The 18,540-nt window shown below is 63.3% G+C and carries 15 protein-coding genes; 9 read left to right on the forward strand and 6 right to left on the reverse strand.

Features of this window, described 5'->3' with window-relative positions; all coding sequences use genetic code 11:
• Positions 1-29 precede the first annotated feature (29 nt).
• Complete coding sequence (locus HCZ30_RS09595; RefSeq protein ID WP_167638065.1) at positions 30-776, reverse strand: DsbA family protein; 747 nt, start codon at positions 774-776, stop codon at positions 30-32.
• 127 nt (positions 777-903) lie between these two features.
• Between HCZ30_RS09595 and HCZ30_RS09600 the strand changes: the two genes are divergently transcribed.
• Positions 904-2,049 (forward strand): pyridoxal phosphate-dependent aminotransferase, encoded by a 1,146-nt coding sequence (locus HCZ30_RS09600; protein ID WP_167638066.1) that lies wholly within the window; start codon positions 904-906, stop codon positions 2,047-2,049.
• Entirely contained in the window at positions 2,046-3,266 is a 1,221-nt protein-coding gene (locus HCZ30_RS09605) for an N-acetylmuramoyl-L-alanine amidase (RefSeq protein ID WP_246212703.1), read from the forward strand. Before HCZ30_RS09600 ends, HCZ30_RS09605 begins: the two co-directional genes overlap by 4 nt.
• Here HCZ30_RS09605 and HCZ30_RS09610 read toward each other — a convergent pair.
• On the reverse strand, positions 3,253-3,867 hold the full coding sequence (locus tag HCZ30_RS09610; RefSeq protein ID WP_167638067.1) for a class I SAM-dependent DNA methyltransferase: 615 nt from the start codon (positions 3,865-3,867) through the stop codon (positions 3,253-3,255). The two genes, HCZ30_RS09605 and HCZ30_RS09610, sit on opposite strands and share 14 nt — an antisense overlap.
• A 153-nt stretch (positions 3,868-4,020) precedes the next feature.
• Between HCZ30_RS09610 and HCZ30_RS09615 the strand changes: the two genes are divergently transcribed.
• From HCZ30_RS09615 to HCZ30_RS09625, 3 genes are all read left to right on the forward strand, one after another.
• The gene (locus HCZ30_RS09615) at positions 4,021-6,537 is read left to right on the forward strand and encodes a penicillin-binding protein 1A (protein ID WP_348640370.1); all 2,517 of its coding nucleotides are present in this window, start codon (positions 4,021-4,023) and stop codon (positions 6,535-6,537) included.
• Between the two features lie 96 nt (positions 6,538-6,633).
• Positions 6,634-7,761, forward strand: coding sequence for a peptide chain release factor 2 (gene prfB, locus HCZ30_RS09620; RefSeq protein ID WP_167638068.1), 1,128 nt, complete (start codon positions 6,634-6,636; stop codon positions 7,759-7,761).
• Positions 7,762-7,862: 101 nt separating this feature from the next.
• Positions 7,863-8,645 (forward strand): DUF2189 domain-containing protein, encoded by a 783-nt coding sequence (locus HCZ30_RS09625; protein ID WP_167638069.1) that lies wholly within the window; start codon positions 7,863-7,865, stop codon positions 8,643-8,645.
• Positions 8,646-8,700: 55 nt separating this feature from the next.
• Here HCZ30_RS09625 and HCZ30_RS09630 read toward each other — a convergent pair whose 3' ends face one another.
• From HCZ30_RS09630 to bcp, 4 genes are all read right to left on the reverse strand, one after another.
• The gene (locus HCZ30_RS09630) at positions 8,701-9,213 is read right to left on the reverse strand and encodes a bactofilin family protein (RefSeq protein ID WP_167638070.1); all 513 of its coding nucleotides are present in this window, start codon (positions 9,211-9,213) and stop codon (positions 8,701-8,703) included.
• Positions 9,203-10,507 carry a M23 family metallopeptidase gene (locus tag HCZ30_RS09635; protein WP_246212705.1) on the reverse strand — a complete coding sequence of 435 codons (1,305 nt, stop codon included), beginning with the start codon at positions 10,505-10,507 and terminating at the stop codon, positions 9,203-9,205. Before HCZ30_RS09635 ends, HCZ30_RS09630 begins: the two co-directional genes overlap by 11 nt.
• 126 nt (positions 10,508-10,633) lie before the next feature.
• Positions 10,634-11,494, reverse strand: a complete 861-nt coding sequence (locus HCZ30_RS09640; RefSeq protein ID WP_246212707.1) for a ferritin-like domain-containing protein — start codon at positions 11,492-11,494, stop codon at positions 10,634-10,636.
• A gap of 62 nt (positions 11,495-11,556) precedes the next feature.
• Entirely contained in the window at positions 11,557-12,030 is a 474-nt protein-coding gene (gene bcp, locus HCZ30_RS09645; protein ID WP_167638071.1) for a thioredoxin-dependent thiol peroxidase, read from the reverse strand.
• Positions 12,031-12,123: 93 nt separating this feature from the next.
• Here bcp and HCZ30_RS09650 point away from each other — a divergent pair, with 93 nt between their 5' ends.
• From HCZ30_RS09650 to HCZ30_RS09665, 4 genes are all read left to right on the forward strand, one after another.
• Positions 12,124-15,432 (forward strand): DUF3971 domain-containing protein, encoded by a 3,309-nt coding sequence (locus HCZ30_RS09650; protein WP_167638072.1) that lies wholly within the window; start codon positions 12,124-12,126, stop codon positions 15,430-15,432.
• A 9-nt stretch (positions 15,433-15,441) separates the two neighbouring features.
• Positions 15,442-16,494, forward strand: a complete 1,053-nt coding sequence (gene queA, locus HCZ30_RS09655; protein ID WP_167638073.1) for a tRNA preQ1(34) S-adenosylmethionine ribosyltransferase-isomerase QueA — start codon at positions 15,442-15,444, stop codon at positions 16,492-16,494.
• Between the two features lie 115 nt (positions 16,495-16,609).
• Positions 16,610-17,866: an MFS transporter gene (locus tag HCZ30_RS09660; protein WP_167638074.1), complete on the forward strand. Its 1,257-nt coding sequence runs from the start codon at positions 16,610-16,612 to the stop codon at positions 17,864-17,866.
• A complete protein-coding gene (locus HCZ30_RS09665; RefSeq protein ID WP_167638075.1) occupies positions 17,863-18,429 on the forward strand; it encodes a DUF924 family protein in 567 nt (188 codons plus the stop codon). Before HCZ30_RS09660 ends, HCZ30_RS09665 begins: the two co-directional genes overlap by 4 nt.
• Positions 18,430-18,540: the final 111 nt, after the last annotated feature.

An 18,540-nucleotide genomic window follows, 5' to 3' on the forward strand; every position in this document is an offset into this window, starting at 1 on the left:
CCCCAAGGTATTTTTGTCAGAATGAAGCGTCAGTCGGCGCGCTGTTCTTCGACCGTTTGCTGCATCGCGGCCAACGGCATGTAGCCGCGGACCATTTCGTCTTCGACCACGAAGGTGGGGGTGCCGGAGATTTGCAGGATCTGGGCGAGTTCCATGTTGGCTTGCAGGACGGCGGTGACCTCGTTCGAGGTGGCGCGTTCGAGGATCGCGTCGCTGTCGAGGCCGAAGGTGTCTGCCAGTTGCGCGAGGCTGTCGGGCGTGATGTCGCCGCGGAATTCCATCAGCGTGTCGTGGACCAGTTTGTAGGTTTCGTCGTCATAGAGCTGGTGGGCGGCGATGGCGAAGCGGCTGGCGAGGACGGAGGCTTCGCCGAGGATCGGGAATTCCTTCACGATGAAGCGGATGTTGCCGTCGGTCTCGACGAGTTCCTCGACTTCGGGGAACGCGCGTTTGCAGTAGCCGCAGCGGTAGTCCATGAACTCGACGATGGTGATGTCGCCGTCCGGATTGCCGCCGACCCACGAGTGGCCGTCGTTATAGAGCGCGTCCATGTTGGCTTGGGCGAGGTTGCGATCCGCGACCGCTTCGGCCTGTGCCTGACGCTGTTCGAGGACGCCGTAGGCTTCGATCAGCACTTCGGGGTTTTCCAGCAGGTAGGCGCGGACTTCGGCGCCGAAGGCCTCGCGTTCGGCGTCGGTCATTTGGTCGATGTCGGTCGCTGCGGCAGAGGTGGCAAGACCGAGGCCGAGGGCGAAGGAAAGGGCGAGGCGCTTCATAGTGTCTCCGGTTTGTGTGCTGGCGAAGTTCTGCATATGTTGCCTGTGATGTCACCCCCTCGGATTGACGCAGACGCGGGGCGAGGGCAAACAGATGGCAGAGCAGAAGAACCATAAGAGGCAGCACATGCGGACTTCAAGGCGTGGCGCCGTTGATCCCTTTATCGTGATGGACGTCATGGAGGCCGCCCGCAAGGCGGAGGTCTCGGGGCAGCATATCATCCATATGGAAGTCGGCCAGCCGGGCACCGGTGCGCCGCGCCAGGCGGTCGAGAAATTGCAGCGCGACATGGACGGCGGGCCGTTGGGGTACACCGTGGCGCTGGGGCTGCCGGAACTGCGCCGCCGCATCGCGCAGCACTATGGCGACTGGTACGACGTGGACATGGACCCAGAGCGGATCGTCGTCACGGCGGGCGCGTCGGGTGCGTTCCTGCTGGCGTTCACGGCGCTGTTTGACACGGGCGAGCGCGTGGGGCTGGGGGCTCCGTGCTATCCGTCCTATCGGCAGATCCTGAAATCGTTTGATATCACGCCTGTGGATATTCCGACGACGCTAGAGGCGCGGTTCCAGCCTGTGCCGACGGATGTGGCGGCGCATGATCTGCAGGGTCTCATTGTGGCGTCGCCGGCGAACCCCACAGGCACCATGTTGCGCAAGGACGAGATGGCGGCACTGGTGGCGGCCTGTCAGGACGCGGACGCGGCGTTCATCTCGGACGAGATCTATCACGGGCTGGACTATGGCCAGAAGGCGGTGACGGCTGCGTCTGTCACGGACGAGGCTTATGTTATCAACTCGTTCTCCAAGTATTTCAGCATGACGGGCTGGCGTGTGGGCTGGATGGTTGTGCCAGAGGACCATGTGCGCGTGGTGGAGCGGATCGCGCAGAACCAGTTCATCTGTCCGTCCCACGCCGCCCAGCGGCTGGCGTTCCATGCGATGGATTGCACCGAAGAGCTGGACATCAACATCGCCACCTATGCCGCGAGCCGTCAGCTGCTGATCGACGGGCTGCCGAAGATTGGCCTCGGTAAATTCGCGCCGCCCGAGGGGGCGTTTTATTTCTATATCGACGTGTCCGAATACACCGATGACAGCCTCGCCTTTGCTGGGCAGATCCTTGAGGAAGCGGGCGTTGCGGTGACGCCGGGGCTCGATTTTGACACGGTTGAGGGGAAGCACTGGCTGCGTCTGTCCTATGCGCGCTCAACCGAAGACATTGCGGAGGGCCTGCGCCGATTGGGCACCTTCATGGAGGCGCGCCGATGATCCGCCGTTTGATGGGAGCCGCGCTGGCTTGCGTGCTGGCGGGGCAGGTGGCCGCGCAGGATTTCACCGGCCTTGCGCGGGTGGATATGAACGGAAGCGCGGTCACGGACCTGCGCTTTGGCGTCGAGGTTGATCTGGAACTGTCGCAGCCCGTGCCGTGGCGCGTGTTCACGCTGGGTGATCCGATGCGGCTGGTGATCGATTTCCGCGAGATCGACTGGCGGGGCGTGACCCAAGAGGGCCTTCAGAAATCGACGCGTGTGACGGACCTGCGGTTCGGATCGCTGCGCCCCGGTTGGTCGCGGATGATCCTCGACCTCAAGGAGCCGCTGGCGATCGACACGGCGGGCATGGCGGTTGATCCTGTGACCAATGCGGCGGATCTGACGATCCGTCTGGCGCCGACGACCGAGGCCGAATTCAAGGCGAGCGCCGGTGCGCCGCCCGATCCGGGTTGGGACATGATGGCGGGTGTGGACCTCAAGGCCGAACTGCCGGTGATCGACGACGGGCTGCTGACAGTGGCCATCGACCCCGGTCACGGCGGTATTGATCCCGGAGCCGAGCGCGGCGGTCTGCAAGAGGCCAACGTCATGCTGCGTCTGGGCCGCGAGGTGGCGGAGACGATCAACCGTCAGGCAGGCATGAAGGCCGTGCTGACCCGCAACGAGGATGTGTTCGTGCCGCTCGAAGAGCGGATGACCATCGCGCGGGCGGCGGGGGCGGATGTGTTCATTTCGCTCCACGCGGATGCGCTGGAAGGGGACGATGTGACCTCGGGCGCGTCGATCTACACGCTGTCGGACGATGCCGAGAGCGAAGCCTCGCAGCGCATGGCCGAACGTCATGACCGGAGCGATCTGGTCACGGGCCTCGACCTCAGCGGGCATGATGACACGATTGCGACGGTGCTGATGGACATGGCGCGGGTCGAAACCGCGCCGAAAACCGAGGCGCTGGCCGACACGCTGATCCGGTCGCTGGGGAACACCGGCGCGTCCGTCAATTCGCGTCCGCACCGCAAAGCCTATCTGGCGGTGCTCAATGCCGCCGATTTCCCGTCGGTGCTGATCGAGGTCGGTTTCCTGTCGAACGAAGGCGACCGCAACACGCTGGAAACGCCAGAAGGCCGCGCGCGGATTGTGGCGGGGATTGTGCTGGGGCTCCAGCGATGGGCGGACGCCGAAGAGGCGCGTGCGCCCCTTATGCGCCAGTAAACTTGGCGAGCCAGACCGAGTGACCCCCGCAGTCGGGGTCCTCGGGAACGAACATCAGTTCCTCGAACCCGTGGCGCGTCAGCAGATCGCGGTACGCCTCGGGCGAGAGGGACGCGTGATAGACGGCCTCTCCGACGACTTCGCCCATCTCTACGCCCTCATCGGGGCCGCTGGTGAACATCAGGATGGTGTCGGGGGCGGCGTGCTGCGCGAAGACGGCGAACATCTGCCGCTGGTCGGCGGGCGAGAGGTGGAAAAAACTGTCCCACGCCAGAATGGCGCTGAACGTGCGGCCAAGGTCGAGGCCACGCATGTCAGCGGTGTGCACCGTGGCCGTCGGCAGGTTCTGCGCGAAAAGGTCGGTCATCCGCGGCGCACCGTCGACGCCGGTGATGTGCGCGCCTCTGTCCGCGAGATAGGTCGCAATGGGACGGCCCGACCCGCAGCCGAGGTCCAGCACCGTGCGTTTGCCTTTGTTCCGAGGGGCAGCGGCCAGCATCCGGTCCAGCCACGCGCGTTCGGTCAGGCGGCGGTCACGGTAGCGATCCCAGTCGCCTGCGATACGGTCGTAGACCGCAAGAGTAGTTTCAGGAGTGCTCATCGTTCCCGCGGCAATAGTTGTTCGGGCCAACAGATAGCCCGACAGTCGCCCAAGGCGAAAGACGGTTAATTACCACAAATTGACCGAAGGCGTTTTGACCAGCGGATTTTTGCACCATATAAGCAGGCGACGAGCCAACGGGGGTCCATACACGTGCTTCGCTTTATCATGTCATTCTTCGGCGCCATTTTCACCATGGCGACGCTTGGCATTATCATGTGCGCGCTGGGCCTCGGCGCAGTTTTTACGTTCTACGGCAGGGACTTGCCGAGCTATCAGACGCTCTCGCAGTACACGCCGAAAACCATCTCGCGGGTTTATAACGGCGAGGGCCGGATCATCGACGAATTCGCCGCAGAGCGCCGTCTGTTCGTACCTGCCGAAGAAATTCCCGACATCGTGAAGTACGCCTTCGTTTCGGCGGAAGACCAGAATTTCTACACCCACCCCGGTTATGACATCCGCGGCATCGTTGCCGCCGCCGTCGAGGCGGTGCAATCGCGCGGTTCGGACATTCGCGGTGCGTCGACCATCACCCAGCAGGTGATGAAGAACTTCCTTCTGTCCTCCGACCGGACTGCCGAACGTAAGATCAAGGAACTGATCCTGTCGGTGCGCATCGAGCGCGTGATGTCGAAGGACCAGATCATCGAGCTTTATCTGAACGAGATTTTCCTCGGTCAGAACTCCTACGGTGTGGCCGCTGCCGCGCAATCCTATTTCAACAAGCCGCTTAGCGATCTGACGCCGGGCGAGGCTGCGTATCTGGCCGCGCTCGCACAGCGCCCCGGTAACCTGCACCCCGTTCGCCAGTACGACGATGCGGTTGACCGCCGGAACTACGTTCTGCGCCGCATGGCCATCGACGGTTATATCTCGCAGGAGGTTTCGCAGTCCGAGCGTGAGGCGCCGCTGCGCACCGTGCAGTCGGGCGACTATGACAGCTTCCGTTCGACCCTGCCGCCGCGCGGCTACTTCACCGACGAAATCCGCCGTCAGCTGTCGCGCAACTTCGGTGAGGACGAGTTCTTCTCGGGCGGTCTGTCGATCCGTGCAACCGTCGACCCCGAGCTTCAGACCGAGGCCGAACTGTCGCTCCAGCAGGCGCTGGAAGAATATGACCGTGCGCGCGGCGATTGGCGCGGTACGGGCAGGACCATTGCCGCCGAAGCACTGGCGAACGAGGCCGACTGGCGGTCCGCGCTGGCAAGCCTTGATGTGCCGCGTGACGTCGCGCTTGGCGGTCGGTGGTATCCCGCCGTTGTCCGCGCCGTCGAGGAAAACCAGCTCGTGATCGGTGTCGAGGACGTGCAGGAGACCGAGGCAGAGCCGCAGGTCGTGCCGCGTGATGACATCCAGTGGATGTCGGGCGATTTCTTTGAAAACTTTGCCGAAGGCGACGTGGTGCTGGTGCGCCGCATGACCTCGGACAGCGACGGATCGTTCATCCGCTGGACGCTGCGCCAAGTGCCGCAGGTCGAAGGCGCGTTCATGGCGATGGACGTCGATACGGGCCGTGTTCTGGCGATGCAGGGCGGCTTCTCGTACCAGTCGTCGGAACTGAACCGCGCCACGCAGGCAGAGCGCCAGCCGGGTTCGGCATTCAAGCCGTTCGTCTACGCCGCCGCGCTGGATTCGGGCTACACGCCTGCAACCATCGTCGTCGACGCTCCCATCGAGATTGACACGCCGCAAGGCCTCTGGCGTCCGCAGAATGCGTCGAACCAGTACTACGGCCCGACGCCGTTGCGGACCGGTATCGAACAGTCGCGTAACCTGATGACCATCCGTCTGGCGCAGGAAGTCGGCATGGATACCGTCAAGGAATATGCCGAGCGTTTCGGCGTCTATGACAACATGGGTCCTTACCTGTCGGCCTCGCTGGGTGCCGAGGAAACCACGCTTTATAAGCTGGTCGGTGCCTACGCCATGTTCGCCAACGGCGGCGAGCGCGTGGAGCCGACCCTCGTTGACCGTGTGCAGGACCGCTACGGCGATACCGTCTACCGTCACGAGAGCCGCACCTGCGTCGACTGTAGCATCCCGCAGCTTCCCGCAGGGGAGGCGCCGCAGATCGACTCCAACCGTGACCGCATCATGAACGCTGTGACCGCGTACCAGTTGACCTCGATGCTTCAGGGCGTTGTGCAGCGCGGTACCGCATCGCGCACCGTCAACCTGCCGGTTCCGACCGCAGGTAAGACGGGTACCACCAACGACTCCAAGGACGTTTGGTTCGTCGGCTTCACCTCGAACATCGTGGCGGGCTGCTACATCGGTTACGACACCCCGCGTTCGCTGATCGGCGGCTCGGGCGGCGGCTTCTGTGGCCCTGTGTTCCAGCGCTTCATGGAGAAAGCCATCGTGACCTACGGCGGCGGCCCGTTCGAGGTGCCGGACGAGTGTAACTTCATCAACATCGACCGCTTCACCGGCGGCCGCCTGTCGGACGGCGCATCGGGCGACAACGTGGTGCGCGAATGTTTCCGCGGCGGCGAAGAGCCCCTGTTCGGCATCCAGTTCGACGGCGGCTTTGCGATGTCGGCCGACCTGCCGCTGGTGGACGAAGTTCCCCAGACCACCCGTCAGGTGCGCAGCTCGGACGGCAGCACCGCGACCGTGGGCCCGAACGCGTCCTTCGGCACCCTGTCGTCGGGCGGTCTGTACTGATCGCCTTGCCCGCAGGCCGAATGAACGCTAAGACGCGTTGATCATAAAGGGGCCGTTCCGCACGGCCCCCATTCCCAGACTGACAAGAGTAGAACAATGCGCGCCGAAACGCAGAACATCGTGAACGCCATCGAAAAGTCACTCGCCCTGCTGGCGCAGCGGATGGACTGGGAAACTGCGGCCTACCGGCTCGAAGAATTCAACGCCCGCGTCGAAGACCCGACCCTCTGGGACGATCCCGATGCAGCACAGAAACTCATGCGCGAGCGCCAGATGCTCGTCGATGCCATGGATAACTACAAAGGCATCAAGCAGGAGATGGACGACAACATCGAGCTCATCGAACTGGGCGAGATGGAAGACGACGCCGAAGTCGTCAAGGATGCCGAAAACGCGCTGAAGGCGCTGAAGGAAACCGCTGCCCAGAAAGAGCTCGAAGCGCTTCTGGACGGCGAGGCCGACGGCAACGATACATTCCTCGAAGTCCACTCGGGCGCTGGCGGTACGGAGTCCTGTGACTGGGCGTCGATCCTTGCCCGCATGTACGTCCGCTGGGCGGAAAAGAAGGGCTACAAGGTCGAGATGCAGTCCGAAACACCGGGCGAAGAAGCAGGCATCAAGTCCGTCACCTACAAGATCAGCGGCCCGAATGCTTACGGCTGGCTCAAGTCGGAGTCGGGCGTTCACCGTCTGGTGCGTATTTCGCCCTACGACTCGGCGGCGCGCCGTCACACTTCGTTCAGCTCGGTTTGGGTCTATCCGGTCGTCGACGACAACATCGAGATCGACGTTCAGGCCAACGACATCCGCATCGACACCTACCGTTCGTCCGGTGCGGGCGGTCAGCACGTTAACACCACCGACTCGGCGGTGCGTATCACGCACATCCCGACCGGCATCGTGGTGACCTCTTCGGAGAAATCGCAGCACCAGAACCGTGATATCGCGATGAAGGCCCTGAAATCGCGCCTCTACCAGATGGAGCTCGACCGCCGGAACGCCGACATCAACGCCGCACACGAAGCCAAAGGCGACGCAGGCTGGGGCAACCAGATCCGCTCGTACGTGCTTCAGCCGTACCAGATGGTCAAAGACCTGCGTACCAGCTTTGAAACCTCGGATACCCAAGGCGTGCTGGACGGCGATCTGGACGGCCTGATGGGCGCGACCCTGTCGATGGGCGTGGCGGGCATGTCCCGCGCGGACGCCAACGCCGAAGACTGATGCGCGCGGCGTTGGCGCGCCGCTTTCCCAAACGCACATCGCAAATACATTTTTGCGCCGCTGCCTTTCCCGCTTAGCCTGAGGGGGAGGGAGAGCCGTTTATGACGAAGTTGGTCGACACGCCGCCGGCGTCACAGTTGCCATTGGTCGGCACCGTCACGGTGAACGACATTTTCGCGTCGCTCAGGGCAGGGATCCATGATTTCCGCCGCGCGCCGCAGTTCGGGCTGTTCTTCTCTGCTGTCTATGTGGTGATCGGGTTCGCGATGGTGATGCTCGGCGCGGGGCATGTGAGCTGGGTGCTCGCGACCTCGCTTGGGTTCCCGCTAGCGGCACCGTTCGCGGCTGTCGGTCTCTATGAGGTGTCCCGCAGGCTGGAGAGCGGGCAGCCGCTAGCGTGGCCGGAGGTGCTCGGCGTTGTCTGGCAGGAACGCACCCGCCAGATCCCGTGGATGGGCGCGATCATCGTGATCTACTTCCTGTTCTGGACGTTCCTCGCCCACATGCTGTTCGCGCTGACGATGGGCCTGTCGGTGGTGCGCAACATCTCCAGCAGCTACGAGATGTTCTTCACGTCCACCGGCCTGACGATGATCGCGGTGGAACTGGCGGTCGGCGCGGTGCTGGCGTTTCTGCTGTTTTCGATGACGGTGGTGAGCCTGCCGCTGCTGTTGGAAAAAGAGGTCGATTTCGTCTCCGCCATGCTGCTGTCGATCAAGGTCGTGGCCTCAAACCTCGCGGTGATGCTGATCTGGGCGGCGATCATCGCGGTGCTGTCACTCATCGCCCTCGCGCCCGCGTTCCTCGGGCTGATGGTGGTACTGCCCGTGCTGGGTCACGCGACTTGGCATCTGTACCGGCGGGCGCTGTACGATCCTGTGTGAGCAACAAAAAAGGCGCCGCAGTGGGCGCCTTTCGTTTTTCCGATGATCCCGAGGATCAGCTGTTCGCTTCGTCCGATGCGACTGCCGGCATCTTGGGCTTTGCGCCGCCGGTGGTGCTGAGCGGGTCGTCCTGACGCTGGACCGAGCCTTCGAAGTGGGCGCCGGATTCGATCGCGATGGTCTTGTGGATGATGTCGCCTTCGACGCGGGCGGTCGAGGTGAGGCGGACCTTCAGGCCACGGACGCGGCCGATGATGCGGCCGTTGATCACGACGTCGTCTGCAACGACTTCGCCCTTGATGGTGGCGCTTTCGCCGATGGTCAGCAGGTGGGCGCGGATGTCGCCGTCGACCTGACCTTCGACCTGGATGTCACCGGAGGTCTTGAGGTTGCCTTTGACGTGCAGATCCGACGAAAGGATCGATGCGGGCGGCTTGGCTTTGGGTGCGGTCGAGGCCAGCTTGCTGTCGGTCGGGGCAGGGCTGGACGGCTTCGACGAAAGGGGCGACGGGGTCGGGGTTTCGGTCGCTTTGGGGCCAGGTTCGTTGATCTTGCTTTTAGAAAACATCTTGTCCAGCTCTTATGTAAGTCATCGGGTTTAGTGGCGATCCGTTCACGCGGATCTCGTAGTGCAGGTGCGGTCCAGTCGATCGTCCGGAATTCCCCATATCACCGATCCGGTCTCCAAGCGAGACTCTTTGACCGACACTGACTTTAATGTCGTTTAGGTGGCCGAAGCGGGTTTCGATTCCGAAGTCGTGTTGGATCTTGATCAGACGACCATAGCCCGACGACCAGCCCGCGAATGTCACAACACCGTCAGCGGTGGCGTAGATCGGAGTGCCGATCGGGCCGGCCATGTCGGTGCCCTCGTGCATACGGCCCCAGCGGCGACCGAAGCCCGAACTGTAGCGGAAGCCCGATTTGACGGGCATGGCAAACGGCGCGTGCTCTGCGGCGATGCGGTAGAGGTCGATGCGTTCGAGCGAGTCCATAATGGCGTTCGCGCGTTCGGCGTCGGGGTTGTAGTTTTCGTCGTCGAGCGGATTGACCGGAATGCGCGGACCGCCAAGGCCAGAATACCCGCGCTGGACCTGATTGATCAGGGTGTCGGGGTTGAGGCCAGCGGCGCGGAACATGTTGTCCAGCGGCTCGACCGAGATTTTCAGCGCTTCTTCGATCTGGCGGAAGATGGCTTCGTTCTGGTCCTGCATCAGGCGCAGTTCCAGTTCGGCCTCTGCCGCGCGGTCGAGCGCGCCTTGGGCGTCGGCTTCGATCTGGTCGCGCTCTGCGGCGGTTTCGGCCAGCGCGGCGGCCAGAAGGTCGAGCGTTTCGTCGCCAGCACCGCCCGCTTGCGCGGCGGCGGGGTCGTAGCCTTCGGCGGACATGGCGGTGACGCGCTGCTGAAGCTCGCGGCGTTCGCTCAGCGTGCGGCGCAGGTTGCTCTGGATCACGTCAATGCCGGTGGACAGCTCGCGGCGCTCGTCTTCGGAGGCCAGAAGCTGCGACTGCATGATGGAGATCTGTTCGAGCGCGGAAGAGAAACGGTCCTGCGCGGCGGCGGCTTCGGCCACGCGGCGGTCGCGTTCGTCGGACAGGGCATTCACGCGGTTTTCGTATTCGATCTGGTCACGGCGGGCCTGCGCGCGGAAGTTACCGGCGCCGATTGAGTCCATCATGATGATCGCGGTGGCGATGATCGTCCAAGCCACCAGCATCGTTCCTGCCACCCAGATCAGTAGCTGGGTTTCGGAGCGGAGCCTGATAAACCGTGTTTCGTTGTCCGAACGCAGAAAAAGTCGACGTTCGGGAAAGTGCCGTTCCAGTGCGTGGTGCACTTTGGCCATCATGCGAGATCGCAAGAGCCTGTCCCCATCATTCTTTATTCCCGCGGGGCGTCCCGTCGTCCCGCGCGGTCTTGTTAGGACATGGTGTGGAGGCGCTGCAACAGTTTTGCGCAGAAGTGGCGGAAAAGACTCGGGATTCCGCTATTTTGCGCGAATTTCTGCCGAGGCTTTGTTGCCCAAAGCGGTGCGGTCCGGCGTCTCTTCGGAGAGCGGCCAGTAGAAGTCCGGCGGGATGCCTGCCTCGGCGCGTTTCTCTTCGTTGAAGGGCGGTTTCAGGACGCCGTGGAAGTAGTGGCGCACGAGGCGGTGGAATTCGTCCTTGGGGTCGAGGTCATGACGCCCGCAGAGGAAGTGGAACCACTTGGAGCCGTAGGCGACGTGGTGGACCTCTTCGGAGTAGATGACTTCCAGCGCGCTGACGGCGTTCGTCGCCTCGGCCTTGCGGAAAATCTCGATCATGCCTGGCGTCACGTCGAGGCCGCGCGCCTCCAGCACCATCGGCACCACAGCGAGGCGGCCCATGATGTCCTCGGCGGTATCTTCGGCAGAGCGCCACATGCCCGCGTGGGCGGGCAGTGCGCCGTAGTGGCTGCCCATGTCTTCAAGACAGTCGCATATCAGGTTGAAATGCTTGGACTCTTCGTCTGCGGACTTCACCCAGTCGTCATAGAACCCGATGGGCATTTTGATGTGACCGAAGCGGGCGATGATGTCCCAGTGCAGGTCCACCGCGTTCAGTTCGATATGCGCAACGGCGTGGAGCAGCGCGATGCGGCCCGCCTCGGAGCCTGTGCGGCGGCGGGGTACATCGCGGGGAGCCATCAGCGCCGGCTTTTCGGGCCGCGCGGGACGGAGCGGCGGGGTGCCGATGCCGACCGCGATCGGCTCGCCGCCATTGCGGGAGGCGACCCATTCAGCGGCGTATTTGCGCGAAAGGGCGGTCTTGGCGCGGCCATCGGCGGTGCTGAGGACTTCGCAGGCCATTTCGGTCAACGTCGGCATGGTCGGCTCCCTGAAGATTTTGGACGACGCGGGAAGTGCCGCGTCATCCGCCAGAGGTCAAGTCAGAGGGCTTTGACGGCCTCCAGAACCTCTTCGGCGTGACCGGCCACTTTGACCTTGGGCCAGACCTTGGCGACTTTGCCGTCCGCATCAATGAGGAACGTGGCGCGTTCGATGCCCATGTAGGTCTTGCCGTACATGCTCTTTTCGACCCAGACGCCGTAGCGTTCGCACATATCGCTTTCCTCGTCGGACAGCAGCGCGATTTTCAGCTCGTGCTTGGCGATGAACTTGTCGTGCTTTTTCACGGGGTCTTTCGACACGCCAAGGATGACGGCTCCGGCAGCGGCGAAATCATCCACCATGTCCGTAAAAGCGATGGCTTCCTTGGTGCAGCCGGGGGTGTCGTCCTTGGGGTAGAAATAGAGAACGACGGGTTTGCCTTGGTAGTCCGACAGGCTGACCGAACCGCCGCCGTCACGGGGCAGGGTGAAGTCGGGTGCCTGTTCGCCTTCGGCGGGGCGTTGATGGCTCATGGTAACCTCCGATTGCTTTTGATATTCGGCCACTTGCATGACAAAGTGCAGTTTAGGACAGGTCCGGCAAAGATAAAGGGGCCAAGGGGCAGGATGACAGGGAAAGACGTGGACGATGACATCGCGCCAGCGGCGGATGCTGTGTCCGAACCTGTGCGTCCCAAGTTCCGTAAGCTGCGGTTCGCCGTCCGTTCGTTTCTGATCATCCTCGCCATTCCCGTGGTATTTGCGCTGGTCGCCAGTGTCACGCTCGTGGGCCGCGAAGTGACCGCGCCGTCTTGGCTGCAAGCACGGCTGGAGAGCACGGCGGCAGAGATCCTCAGCGGCGGCACCCTGAAATTCGGCCAGATCAGGCTGGTGATCAGCGACGATCTGCACCCCCGTGTCCGGATGCGGAACGTGGTGCTGCGCGATGCGCAATCGACGGTGATTGCCCGCGTGCCTTCGGCGGATATCCTGATTTCCCCGCGCGGGCTGGTGCTGAAACGCGAGGTGCTGGTGCAGGAGGTCGTTCTGCGCTCCACCCAGATCGGGCTGCGGCGGCGCTCTGACGGTTCGGTGGCGCTGGCATTCGATGCGAGTGCGGAGCCTGCGGGCGAGGCGGCATCATTTATCGAATTGGTGGATCAGGCCGACGCGCTGCTGGCCCATCCGCTGCTCGAAGCGCTGGAGACCGTCCGCGCCGAGGGCGTCATCGTCAACTATGCCGACGCGCGGGCAGGGCGGAGCTGGACGCTCGACGGCGGCTCGGCGCTCTTGGACATGCGGGGCGAAGTGGCATCGCTGCGGGCGTCTGCATTCCTGCTGTCGGGGCGGTCCTATGCGACCCGCGTGGATATCAACGTCGACAGTCCGAAAAGCGGGCGGGCGGCGTCCATGGGCTTTACCGTGGTCGACGGCATGGCAGCGGACCTCGCCAGCCAGTCGCCCGCGCTGGGGTGGCTGTCGGTGCTGGATGCGCCCATCACCGCGTCCCTGAGGGGCAGCATCGACGATGACGGCAATCTGGGGCCTCTGTTCGCTTCAATCTCGGTCGAAGACGGCGCGATCCAGCCGTCTCCCGACACGAACCCGATCCCAATCGGCGCGGCAAAGACCTATCTGACATACGATCCCAAGGGCCAAGCTGTCCGCTTTACCCGTGTGGAGGCCGAAACGGGCTGGGGGGCGTTCACCGCCAGCGGGCAGGCGTATTTGCGCGGCGCGGATGCCGACGGCTGGCCGCAGGTGTTCGAAAGCCAGTTCACCGTCAACAACCTCAGCTTCAATCCCGGTGAGACCTACGACGAGCCGCTGACGTTCGAGCGTGCCTCTGCCGACTTCCGCCTGTCGCTGGAGCCGTTCCGCATCGACGTGGGGAATTATGCGCTGACGGTCCAAGGGCAGAACGTCTACGGGCGCGGACAGGTGCGGACGGGGCCGGACGGCTGGGAGGTGGACGCGGACCTCATGGGCGATAACGTCGACCCGATGCCGCTGCTGTCCTACTGGCCGGAGACGTTCAAACCCAACAACAAACGCTGGTTTACCGAGAACCTGCGCCAAGCGACCCTGCACGATATAGTCGTCGCGATGCGGTTCCACGCGGGAAAGAAGCCCGAGATCAGCACCAGCGGCAGTTTCTCGGACGCGGTGTTCACGCCGATGCCGTTTCTGCCCGTGATCGAGGACGCCACAGGGTTCTCGACGCTTTACGACCACTCGATGACACTGCGGCTGGACAAAGGCACCATGCGCGCGCCTCAGGGCGGCGATGTGGATGTGGCGGGGGCGGGGGTCACGATCCTCGACACCCGCGAACGTGTCCCGAACGCGCATATGGAGCTGTTCACAGAGAGCACCGTGACCGCCGCGCTGTCCGTCATCGACCTGCCGCCGATGCAGTTCCTGACCAAAGCGAACCAGCCCGTGACGATGGCGGACGGGCGTGCGCGGGTGAAGACGATCCTCGATATGCCGCTCATGCCGAACGTGCCGCCCGAGCTGGTGCGCTATTCGACGGACGCGGTGATCACCAACATGCGTTCGACCCACTTTGTCCCCGATCACACTGTGACGGCGGGGCGGGTGGATGTGCACGTCGATAACTCCGTGCTGCGGGTGTCGGGCGATGCCCGCGTGGGCGATGCACCGATGAGCGTGACGTGGAGCCGCGAACTCGGCCCAGATGCGCCGCGCCGCAGCCGTCTGGATGCTGACGTGACGCTGACGCGAGAGTCGCTGGCCGAGTTCAATATCGCGCTGCCCGATGATGCGGTGAGCGGGGAGGCGCGGGGGCGGCTCGGGATCGACCTGATCGACGGCGAGGCGCCGCGCTTTACGCTCGATACCAACATGGAAGGCGCGCGGGTCGCGATTGCGGGGATCGACTGGGTGAAACCTGCATCCTCCACCGGCAACCTGTCGATCAGCGGTGTGCTGAGTAACCCTGCGCGGATCGAAAGCATCGACATGACCGCACCGGGGCTGGAGGCGACGGGCTTCCTCACGCTGGGCGAGGGCGGTCTGCAATCAGCGGAGTTATCCCGCGTGCGGGTCGGCAACTGGCTCAATGCGCCCGTGACCATCATGCCGCGCGGGGCGGGGCAGTCGCCTGCCATCGCGCTCAAGGGCGGATCGCTCGATCTGCGGAGCGCGCGTTTCGGCGGCTCGGGCGATGGCGGCGGGCCGATCAGTGCGTTTCTGGATACGCTCGTGATTTCGGACAGCATCCGCGTCGATAACCTGCGCGGTGTCTTCGATACGGCAGATGGGCTGCGCGGCACGCTCGAAGGGGACGTGAACGGCCAAGCGCCGATCGTCGCCCAGATCCGCCCGAGCGCGAACGGCATTGCGCTGGAGATGAACGCCCAGAACGGCGGCGAGGTGCTGGCCGCTGCGGGGCTGATGAAGAATGCGTCGGGCGGGAATATGAACCTCTGGCTCGAAAGCGGACCCGACGAGGGCGTCTATGACGGGTCGTTCGAAATTACAGACCTGCGTGTGCAGGAAGCGCCCGCGCTGGCGGCGCTGCTGGATGCTGCGAGCATCATCGGGCTTCTGACGCAGCTTGATGGCCAAGGGCTCCTGTTTACAAACGTCGACGGCGAATTCCGCCTGACCCCCGACAGCTTCATCTTAGGCAGTCTGAGCGCTGTCGGACCGGGGCTTGGCATTTCGCTCGACGGGGTCTACACGCTCGCGACCGGAGCCATGGACTTTCAGGGCGTGGTTTCGCCGATCTATCTGATCAACGGCATCGGCTCGTTCCTGACACGGCGCGGCGAGGGGTTGATCGGGTTCAACTACAACCTCGGCGGAACCAAGGACGACATGACGATTATGGTGAACCCGCTGTCTATGTTCACCCCCGGCATGTTCCGAGAGATTTTCCGACGGCCTCCGCCTGATCTGAGCGAATAGGATGCGCCCGTGAAACTGAGTGATTTCGATTTCGACCTTCCCGAGGGGCTGATCGCCACGCGCCCTGCCAAGCCGCGCAGCTCCGCGCGTCTGCTGGTCGCCCGTGGAAGCGAAATCGAGGACAAGCGCGTCACCGACCTGCTGGACGTGCTGGAGGCGGGCGACCGACTGGTGCTGAACGACACACGGGTGATCCCCGCGCGTCTGTCGGGCACCCGTCACCGCGATAGCGCCCAAGGCCCCGTGCAGGCGCAGATCGAGGTTACGCTGCTGGAGCCGAAGGCGGATGGGACGTGGGGTGCTCTGCTCAAGCCGCTGAAGAAGGTGAAGGATGGGGAGGACATCGTGTTCTCGGACCGCCTGACCGCCACCGTTGTCAGCCGTGGCGAAGGGCAGGCCGCGATCCGTTTCAACCTGACGGGCGACGATTTCGACACAGCGCTCAACGAAGCGGGCGCGATGCCGCTGCCGCCCTATATCGCCGCCCTCCGTGCGCCCGATGCGCAGGACAAAGAGGACTACCAGACCGTCTGGGCCAAGAACACGGGCGCTGTTGCTGCGCCGACCGCCTCGCTCCATTTCGATGACGAACTGCTGGCCGCGCTGCGGGCCAAAGGCGTGGAGTTCACCTATGTGACGCTGCACGTGGGGGCAGGGACGTTTCTGCCGGTGAAGGTGGACGACATCTCGGAACACAAGATGCACTCCGAATGGGGGCAGGTGACCGAAGAGGCCGCCGCCCAGATCAACGCGACCAAAGCCGCTGGCGGGCGCGTCATTCCCGTGGGCACCACCGCGCTGCGCCTGATCGAAAGCGCCGCAACGGACGACGGCATCGCGCCGTGGGAAGGTCCGACCGATATTTTCATCACGCCCGGTTTCACGTTCCGCGTGGCCGATGCGCTGATGACCAACTTCCACCTGCCGAAATCCACGCTGATGATGCTGGTCTCGGCGCTGCTGGGCGTGAAGGAAATCCGCGCCGTCTACGATCACGCCGTCACAAACGGTTATCGTTTCTTCAGCTATGGTGACGCGTCGCTTTTGATTCCCAAAAGCTGATCAACACTCAGGTCTGTGCACGAGTGAACGTCGGTTTGCGGAGATTTCTGTCGCACACCCACTGGCCGCTGAAAACTTGTGCGCTATGCTCCTCGCGTAAATATAAGGGGACAGTATGTTTCAGGTACTGAACGCATCCTGGGCGCTTCTGCTCGGGATTTTCATGTTGATGCTCGGCAACGGTGTGCAAGGCACGCTGCTCGGTCTACGAGGCGAGGTCGAAGGCTTCTCGACCACGGAAATGTCGATCATCATCTCGGCATACTTCCTCGGCTTCCTGTTCGCATCCCGCATGGCGCCGCGCATGATCCAGCGCGTGGGCCACGTGCGCGTGTTCGCCGCATTGGGCTCGACGATCTCTGCGATCCTCATTCTGTACCCGACGCTGGCGGACCCGTGGGCATGGGCCGTTGGCCGCGTGATTATCGGTTTCTGCTTCTGCGGCGTGTATATCACCGCCGAAAGCTGGCTGAACGACAGCGCGACCAATGAGACCCGTGGCAAGGCGCTTTCGCTCTACATGATCATGCAGATGGGCGGCGTGGTCGCCGGTCAGTACGTGGTCGCGCTGGGCGATGTCGCGGGCTTCGTGCTGTTCGTCATTCCGTCGGTCCTCGTTTCGCTGGCCTTCGCGCCGATCCTTCTGTCGGTGCGTCCTGCGCCTGCGTTCGAGGTTGCCAAGCCGCTCACCGTGCGCGAGCTGATCAAGATCTCCCCGCTTTCCTGTGTCGGTATGTTTGCGCTGGGCGGCGTGTTTGCGGCGCAGTTCGGTATGACGGCGGTCTACGGTGTGAAGGTCGGCATGACCGTTCCGCAAATCTCGATCATGATCTCGACGATCTATATCGCGGCGCTGCTGCTCCAGTACCCCATCGGCCTGATTTCGGACCACATGGACCGCCGCTGGCTGATCGCGATCCTGTCGATGATCGGCGGGGCAGGTGCCTTCATCGGCGTTCTGACCGATAACTACTGGCTGGTCGTCGTTGCCGCTGTCGCGGCGGGTGGCACGTCGAACCCGCTTTACGCGCTGCTGATCGCCTACTGTAACGACTACCTCGCCCGCGAAGACATGGCGGGCGCTTCGGGTGGCCTTCTGTTCATCAACGGCGTGGGCGCGATTATCGGCCCGATCCTCGTGGGCTTCGTCATGGATAACGTCGGCCCCCAAGGCTACTGGGCCTATATCTCGGTCCTGCTGTTCGGCCTCGGCGTCTATGCAATCTGGCGTATGACCCAGCGCAGCACACCGAACCTCGAATCCGAAGACCAGAGCAACATGGCCTACGTCATGATGCAGACCGCAACGCCCGTGGCTGTCGAAGTCGCGCAGGAGGTCTGGGGACAGGCCGAAGAGGACGAAAACACATGAGCATGATCGACGATATTCTCGCCTACTGGATTGACGAACTTGGCCCCAAGGGATGGTACGCAGGCGGCGAGGAGATCGACGATGCCATCCGCGCGCGTTACCTGAGCACGTGGGAAGAGGCGCGCGCTGGCGGCCTTGGCCACTGGCTCACCGATGCGCGCGGCGCGCTGGCCTATATCATTCTGCTCGACCAGTTCCCCCGCAACATGTTCCGCGGCGATGCGCGCTCGTTCGAAATGGACCCCGTGGCCCGCTCGACCGCAAAGATGGCGATGGATCGCGGCTGGGACATGGAGATCGAGGGAGACGCCCGCCAGTTCTTCTATCTGCCGCTGATGCACTCGGAAAACCTCGTGGATCAGGACCGCTCGGTCGATCTGTTCTCCACGCGGATGGAGGGGGACGGGAACGTCGTCCACGCCAAAGCGCACCGCAAGATCATCCGCGACTTCGGCCGCTTTCCCTATCGCAATGACGCCTTGGGCCGCGAGAGCACACCCGAGGAACAGGCCTTTATGGACGACGGCGGATATGCCACGGTCGTCAAACAACTCAGCGCCTGACCGGAGGGCGTGACCGCGAAAAACTGCCTTGCACCACGTGAGAGGCAGCCATGAATTTGCGCGGGTGGATTGCCCTTCGGAAATAGTTTAACGTCAAACTAATTTGATTTC

Origin of the sequence: Marivivens donghaensis, from assembly GCF_011806565.1 — a bacterium.
GTDB lineage: Bacteria > Pseudomonadota > Alphaproteobacteria > Rhodobacterales > Rhodobacteraceae > Marivivens > Marivivens donghaensis_A.

Excerpts from the sequence above, each read along its gene's own strand:
- HCZ30_RS09630 (WP_167638070.1), bottom strand. The coding sequence starts at position 9,213 with ATGTTTTCTAAAAGCAAGATCAACGAACCTGGCCCCAAAGCGACCGAA.
- HCZ30_RS09600 (WP_167638066.1), top strand. The coding sequence starts at position 904 with ATGCGGACTTCAAGGCGTGGCGCCGTTGATCCCTTTATCGTGATGGAC.
- HCZ30_RS09605 (WP_246212703.1), top strand. The coding sequence starts at position 2,046 with ATGATCCGCCGTTTGATGGGAGCCGCGCTGGCTTGCGTGCTGGCGGGG.
- HCZ30_RS09595 (WP_167638065.1), bottom strand. The coding sequence starts at position 776 with ATGAAGCGCCTCGCCCTTTCCTTCGCCCTCGGCCTCGGTCTTGCCACC.
- HCZ30_RS09640 (WP_246212707.1), bottom strand. The coding sequence starts at position 11,494 with ATGCCGACGTTGACCGAAATGGCCTGCGAAGTCCTCAGCACCGCCGAT.
- HCZ30_RS09650 (WP_167638072.1), top strand. The coding sequence starts at position 12,124 with ATGACAGGGAAAGACGTGGACGATGACATCGCGCCAGCGGCGGATGCT.
- HCZ30_RS09610 (WP_167638067.1), bottom strand. The coding sequence starts at position 3,867 with ATGAGCACTCCTGAAACTACTCTTGCGGTCTACGACCGTATCGCAGGC.
- prfB (WP_167638068.1), top strand. The coding sequence starts at position 6,634 with ATGCGCGCCGAAACGCAGAACATCGTGAACGCCATCGAAAAGTCACTC.
- HCZ30_RS09665 (WP_167638075.1), top strand. The coding sequence starts at position 17,863 with ATGAGCATGATCGACGATATTCTCGCCTACTGGATTGACGAACTTGGC.
- HCZ30_RS09625 (WP_167638069.1), top strand. The coding sequence starts at position 7,863 with ATGACGAAGTTGGTCGACACGCCGCCGGCGTCACAGTTGCCATTGGTC.
- HCZ30_RS09660 (WP_167638074.1), top strand. The coding sequence starts at position 16,610 with ATGTTTCAGGTACTGAACGCATCCTGGGCGCTTCTGCTCGGGATTTTC.
- bcp (WP_167638071.1), bottom strand. The coding sequence starts at position 12,030 with ATGAGCCATCAACGCCCCGCCGAAGGCGAACAGGCACCCGACTTCACC.